General features: G+C 69.3%; 5 protein-coding genes. All 5 read right to left on the bottom strand.

Going from position 1 to position 6,355, the window contains the following annotated elements; all coding sequences use genetic code 11:
* On the bottom strand, positions 1-177 hold a 177-nt coding region (locus tag BGN97_RS13340), incomplete at its 3' end, for an acyl carrier protein (RefSeq protein ID WP_292702610.1).
* 63 nt (positions 178-240) lie between these two features.
* Positions 241-1,242, bottom strand: coding sequence for a beta-ketoacyl-ACP synthase III (locus BGN97_RS13335; protein WP_292702436.1), 1,002 nt, complete (start codon positions 1,240-1,242; stop codon positions 241-243).
* Positions 1,239-2,159 carry an ACP S-malonyltransferase gene (locus tag BGN97_RS13330; RefSeq protein WP_292702433.1) on the bottom strand — a complete coding sequence of 307 codons (921 nt, stop codon included), beginning with the start codon at positions 2,157-2,159 and terminating at the stop codon, positions 1,239-1,241. The genes BGN97_RS13335 and BGN97_RS13330 overlap by 4 nt, the downstream gene beginning before the upstream one ends.
* A 106-nt stretch (positions 2,160-2,265) precedes the next feature.
* Entirely contained in the window at positions 2,266-3,459 is a 1,194-nt protein-coding gene (locus BGN97_RS13325) for a PucR family transcriptional regulator (protein WP_292702607.1), read from the bottom strand.
* A gap of 28 nt (positions 3,460-3,487) precedes the next feature.
* Positions 3,488-6,214 carry a pyruvate dehydrogenase (acetyl-transferring), homodimeric type gene (gene aceE, locus BGN97_RS13320; RefSeq protein WP_292702431.1) on the bottom strand — a complete coding sequence of 909 codons (2,727 nt, stop codon included), beginning with the start codon at positions 6,212-6,214 and terminating at the stop codon, positions 3,488-3,490.
* Positions 6,215-6,355 lie beyond the last annotated feature (141 nt).

The following is a 6,355-nucleotide window of genomic DNA, read 5'->3' as shown; positions in this document are numbered from 1 at the left end:
GATGGTCACGCCGAACTTCTCCTCGGCGTTGACGACGATCGTCATCATCGAGATCGAGTCGATGTCGAGGTCGTCGGTGAACGACTTCTCCATCGCGACCTCTGATGCGTCGATGCCGGTCTCGTCGGTGACCAGCTCAGCAAGTCCTGCGAGGACCTCGTCGGTGGTGAGAGCCATGGTGTTTCCTCTTTCTCGGAATGGTTTCGGAACCGGTGAACAGTCTAGGGAAGGCGCTCCCGATCAGGGGAGCACCACCACCTGCGCGCCGAAGACGAGCCCTGCGCCGAAGCCGATCTGCAGCGCCAGACCACCGCTGAGCTCGGGGTGCTCTTCGAGCAGACGGTGGGTGGCAAGGGGGATCGAGGCGGCCGAGGTGTTGCCGGTCGTCTCGATGTCGCGTGCGATGACGGTGGTCTCGGGGAGCTTCAGCTGCTTGGCGAACTCCTCCACGATGCGCAGGTTCGCCTGGTGCGGGATGAAGGCGGCGAGGTCGGACGCCTCGATGCCGGCCTTCTCGAGGGCCTCGCGGGCGACCTTGGCCATCTCCCAGACGGCCCAGCGGAACACGCTCGGACCCTCCTGACGGAGGGTCGGCCACGGCGAGGTCCCGTCGCGGAACTCGGTGAGCGTGTGGTTCATGCCGACCAGGTCGGCCTTGGACCCGTCGGAGCCCCACACTGTCGCGGAGATGCCGGGGGTCTCGCTGGGGCCGATCACCACGGCGCCGGCGCCGTCTCCGAGCAGGAAGGAGATGCTGCGGTCGGTCGGATCGACGATGTCGGAAAGCTTCTCCGCGCCGACCACGACGGCGTAGTGCGCAGCGCCGGCGCGGATGAGCGCATCGGCCTGCGCGACGGCGTAGGCGTAGCCCGCGCAGGCGGCGTTGACGTCGTACGCGGCCGCGGGGTTCGCGCCGATGCGATCGGCGACGATCGCCGAAACCGAGGGCGTCTGCTTCGGGTTGCTGATGGTGGCGACGATGACCAGGTCGATGTCGGCCGGGTCGACTCCGGAGCGCTGGACGGCCTCCGACGCAGCGGCGGAGGAGAGGTCGATCGCGTCGGTCTCGGGCACGGCGCGAGCGCGCGTGATGATGCCGGTGCGCTGCCGGATCCACTCGTCGCTGGAGTCGATCGGGCCGACCAGGTCGTCGTTGGGGACGGCGTTCTCACCGCGGGCCGCGCCGACGGAGTAGATCCGGGTGTGCGCGGCTCCGGTGGGCTGGGTGATGGTGGCGCTCATGCTGCTTCTCCGTTCAGCAGCGCGACTGCTGCGTCGAGGTCGTCAGGGGTCTTCACGGCGACGTTGGGCACGCCCTTCAGGCCGCGCTTGGCGAGGCCGACGAGCGCGCCGGCCGGGGCGACCTCGATGAAGCCGGTGATGCCCGCCTGGGCCATCGACTCCATGCACAGGTCCCAGCGGACCGGCGAGGACACCTGCGTGACGATGCGGTCGAGCGCGTCGCGTCCGTCGGTGACGACGGCTCCGTCGCGGTTCGACCAGAGGGGGATCGTCGGGTCGTCCGCCACGACGTCGTCGACGGCGGCGCGGAGCGTGTCCACCGCGGACCCCATGTAGGAGGTGTGGAAGGCGCCGGCGACCTGCAGCGGCATGACGCGGACGCCGCGCGGGGCGCTCTCCGCGAGCTTCGCGAGGCTCTCCAGCGCGCCGGCGGCCACGATCTGCCCGGCGACGTTGTAGTTGGCGGGGGCGAGATCCAGGTCGTCGAGCAGGGCGAGCACCTCATCGGCGTCGCCGCCGAGCACCGCGCTCATGCCGGTGGGGACCTGAGCTGCGGCGTCGGCCATGGCCCGGCCGCGGATGCCGACGAGCCGCATGGCGTCGATGCCCGGGATGACGCCGGCGGCTGCCACAGCGGCGAGCTCGCCGACCGAGTGGCCTGCGAGGCCGTCCGGGCGCCGCCCGGCCCTGAGCATGAGCTGCTTGCCTGCGACCATGGACGCCGCGACGATCAGTGGCTGCGCGATGCGCGTGTCGCGGATGGTGTCGGCATCTGACTCGGTGCCGTGCTTGATCAGGTCGACCTCGGCGGCATCCGAGAACTCGGCGAGCTGCTCGGCGACGCCGTCCAGCTCGAGCCAGGGTGCGAGGAATCCGGGGGTCTGGGAGCCCTGTCCAGGGCAGGCGACGACGATCACCCATCCATTCTGCCAACGATGGCGAAGAGAGAGTGGATGATTCATCACAAGAATCCGCGATTCGCTTGTGCGTGGCGTACAGCGGATGCCGTGCCGCGGGTCGCGATCAGCGGCGGCGGGGTGCCGCACGGCGGCGGCTCGGCTCGGATGCTCCGATCGATCCGAGGATCAGCGCGGTCTGCAGGATCAGCGCTTCACGCGGTCCGGTGGCGTCCCAGCCGATCACCTCGCTGACGCGCTTGAGGCGGTAGCGCACGGCGTTCGGGTGGACGAACAGCTCGCGGGCCGTGGCCTCGAGCGAACGCCCGTTGTCGAGATAGCTCCACAGCGTCGTCACCAGATCGGGGGAGTGCGCCTGCAGCGGTCGGAAGATCCGCTCGATCAGCGTCTGCTTGGCGAGCGTGTCGCCGGCCAGTGCGCGCTCGGGGAGCAGGTCGTCCGCCTCGACCGGGCGCGGGGCTCCTCGCCACGCGCGCGCGACGGCGAAACCCGCCAGCGCCGCGCGTGCGCTCTGCCCCGCATCCACCAGCGCGGCGACGGGGGGACCGAGCACGACGTAACCGGGACCGAACGACGGCTCCAGGCGCTGGGCGATCTCGGCGAACGGCAGCTCCTCCTCCTCCGTCGTCTCCTTGCCCGGAACCCGGGCGCGTCCGACGACGAGCACCAGCCGCGACCCCTGCACGCCGATCAGCACGTCCACCGAGAGGCGCCGCGCGGTGCGTCGGACCTGGTCGACGTCGAACTGCGGGGGCGTCGTGCCGACCAGCACGCACACCTCGCCGTGCCCGTGCCAGCCCAGGGCCGCGATGCGGCTGGGCAGCTCCTCATCGGCCTCGCCGGTGAGGATCGAGTCCACGACGAGCGCCTCGAGCCTGGCATCCCACAGCCCGCGGGCCTCGGCCGCGCGGGCGTACACGTCCGCCGACGCGAACGCGACGTCGCGGGAGTACAGCAGGATGGCCTCGCGCAGGTCCTCGCCACGGCCGGCCACGCGCTCCTCGGTCACCGCGACCGTCACGCGGATCAGCTGCAGCGTCTGCTGCAGACTGACGCTGCGCAGCAGCTCGCGGGGAGCTGCTGCGAAGATGTCGGCCGCGATCCAGGGGGTGGAGGACGGGTCCTCGTACCACTGGATGAAGGATGTGATCCCCGCCTGCGCCACCAGCCCGACGGCGGACCGCCGGGCCGGTGGCATGTCGGCGTACCACGGGAGGGTGTCCTCCAGCCGCTTGATCGTCACCGTGGCGATGTCACCGGAGATCCGGCGCAGCCAGGCGAGAGTGGCGGCCTTGTCCATGGCCGACGTGGTGGGACCTGTCACAGATTCAGCTTTCGCCGCCTGCGTTTCCGCTGGAGCCCGCGTTCACGTCGTGCAGCGCGTACTTGGTGATCGCGTCGCCGACGATGGAGCGCTGGATCTTGCCCTGGTCGGCCAGCGCCTGCAGGGTGCGGACGACCATCGACGGGCCGTCGATCTTGAAGAAGCGACGGGCCGCAGCGCGGGTGTCGGAGAAGCCGAAGCCATCGGCGCCGAGCGTGTAGTACGGGTTCGGCACCCACTGGCGGATCTGGTCCTGCACGGCGTGCATGAAGTCGCTCGCGGCGATGACGGGACCCTCGGCACCCTGCAGCTTCTCGGTGAGGTAGGCCGTGCGGGGCTCCTTCTCGGGGTGCAGGAAGTTGTGCTCGTCGGCCGCGAGACCGTCGTTGCGCAGCTCGCCCCACGAGGTGACCGACCACACGTCGGCGCTGATGTTCCAGTCCTTGCGGAGCAGCTCCTGCGCCTCCAGCGCCCACGGCACGCCAACGCCCGAGGCGAACAGCTGAGCCTTCAGGCCCTCGCCGGAGTCGACCGAGATGCGGTGGATGCCGCGCACGATGCCCTCGACGTCCACGTCCTCGGGCTCCGCCGGCTGCACGAGCGGCTCGTTGTAGACCGTGAGGTAGTACATGACGTCGGGGTTCGGGTGGTTGCCGCCGTACATCCGCTCCAGGCCCGAGCGCATGATGTGCGCGATCTCGTAGCCGTAGGCGGGGTCGTAGGACACCGTCGCCGGGTTGGTCGACGCCAGCAGCGGCGAGTGGCCGTCGGCGTGCTGCAGACCCTCACCCGTGAGGGTGGTGCGGCCCGCGGTGGCGCCGATGACGAAACCGCGCGCCATCTGGTCGCCGGCCGCCCACAGCGCGTCGCCCGTGCGCTGGTATCCGAACATCGAGTAGAAGATGTAGATCGGGATGAGCGGCTCGCCCTGCGTGGAGTACGAGGTGCCGGCGGCCGTGAACGCGGCCGTGGCGCCCGCCTCGTTGATGCCGACGTGCACGATCTGGCCCTGCGGGCTCTCCTTGTAGGCCAGCAGCAGCTCGCGGTCGACCGACGTGTAGTGCTGACCGTTCGGGTTGTAGATCTTCGCGGTCGGGAAGTACGCGTCGATGCCGAAGGTGCGCGCCTCGTCCGGGATGATCGGGACGATGCGGTTGCCGAAGTCCTTGGAGCGCAGCAGATCCTTGAGCAGTCGGACGAACGCCATGGTGGTGGCGATCTCCTGCGTGCCGGAGCCCTTCTTCGGGAGCGCGTAGGTGGAGTCGTCCGGCAGCGTGATCGCGGTGTGGCTCGTACGGCGCTCCGGGATGAAGCCGCCCAGGGCGCGACGGCGCTCCAGCATGTACTGGATCGTCTCGTCGTTCTCGCCCGGGTGGTAGTACGGCGGCAGGTACGGGTTCTCCTCGAGCTGCGCGTCCGTGATCGGGATCTGCATGGTGTCGCGGAAGGTCTTGAGGTTCTCCAGCGTCATCTTCTTCATCTGGTGGGTCGCGTTGCGGCCCTCGAAGTGCGGACCCAGACCGTAGCCCTTGACGGTCTTGGCGAGGATGACGGTGGGCTGGCCCTTGTGCTCGAGCGCGGCCTTGTAGGCGGCGAACACCTTGCGGTAGTCATGGCCGCCGCGGCGCAGCTGCCAGATCTGCTCGTCGGTGTAGTCCTTGACCAGGGCGGCGGCGCGCTCGTGCTTGCCGAAGAAGTGCTCGCGGATGTACGCGCCCGACTCGGCCTTGTAGGTCTGGTAGTCGCCGTCCGGGGTGGCGTTCATGATGTTCAGCAGCGCGTTGTCGGTGTCGCGGGCGAGCAGGTCGTCCCACTCCCGGCCCCAGACCACCTTGATGACGTTCCAGCCGGCGCCGCGGAAGAACGACTCCAGCTCCTGGATGATCTTTCCGTTGCCTCGGACCGGGCCGTCCAGGCGCTGCAGGTTGCAGTTGATCACGAAGGTGAGGTTGTCCAGGCCCTCGTTCGCCGCCACCTGAAGCTGGCCGCGGGACTCGACCTCGTCCATCTCGCCGTCGCCGAGGAAGGCCCACACGTGCTGGTCGGAGGTGTCCTTGATGCCGCGGTTGGCGAGGTACTTGTTCGACTGCGCCTGGTAGATCGCGTTGATCGGGCCGAGGCCCATCGACACGGTCGGGAACTGCCAGTAGTCCGGCATGGAGCGCGGGTGCGGGTAGGAGGGCAGTGCGTGGCCCTCGTGCGACTTCTCCTGGCGGAAGCCGTCCATGTCGGCCTCGCTCAGGCGCCCCTCGAGGAAGGAGCGGGCGTAGATGCCGGGGGAGGCGTGGCCCTGGATGAAGATCTGGTCTCCGCCGCCGGGGTGGTTCTGGCCGCGGAAGAAGTGGTTGAAGCCGACCTCGTAGAGCGAGGCCGCGCCGGCGTAGGTGGAGATGTGACCGCCCACGCCGATGCCCGGGCGCTGCGCGCGGTGCACGGTGATCGCGGCGTTCCAGCGGATCCAGTGCCGGTAGCGGCGCTCGATCTCCTCGTCGCCGCCGAACTCCGGCTCGTTCTCCGGAGCGATGGTGTTGATGTAGTCGGTGGTCGGCACCATCGGCACGCCGAGGTGCAGGTCCTTGGAGCGCTTGAGCAGGCTGAGCATGATCTCGCGCCCGCGACCGTGGCCCTTCGCGTCGACCAGCTCGTCGAGCGACTGCTGCCACTCGCCGGTCTCCTCCGGATCGCTGTCGAGGGGGCCCTGAGAGTACGGATCCTGATCGTGAACGGTCACGTGGAGCCTTTCGTCTTACTGGCAGGTCGTGCCAAGGAAACGGGAAGCGACGTGGGGGAGCCTTGTCGGCTCGGCACAACACGCGCTGTGCTCAGCCTATATCCGTTCGCGGGTCGGATGCCGCAACGGGCTCCCGCTAGG

Source organism: Microbacterium sp. 69-10, assembly GCF_001897945.1.
Taxonomy (GTDB): Bacteria; Actinomycetota; Actinomycetes; order Actinomycetales; family Microbacteriaceae; genus Microbacterium.
This window is presented reverse-complemented; position numbering and strand designations above follow the sequence as displayed.

Bases quoted from the DNA above. Each gene is read 5' to 3' on its own strand.
- BGN97_RS13335 (WP_292702436.1), bottom strand. From the start codon at position 1,242: ATGAGCGCCACCATCACCCAGCCCACCGGAGCCGCGCACACCCGGATC.
- BGN97_RS13325 (WP_292702607.1), bottom strand. From the start codon at position 3,459: ATGGACAAGGCCGCCACTCTCGCCTGGCTGCGCCGGATCTCCGGTGAC.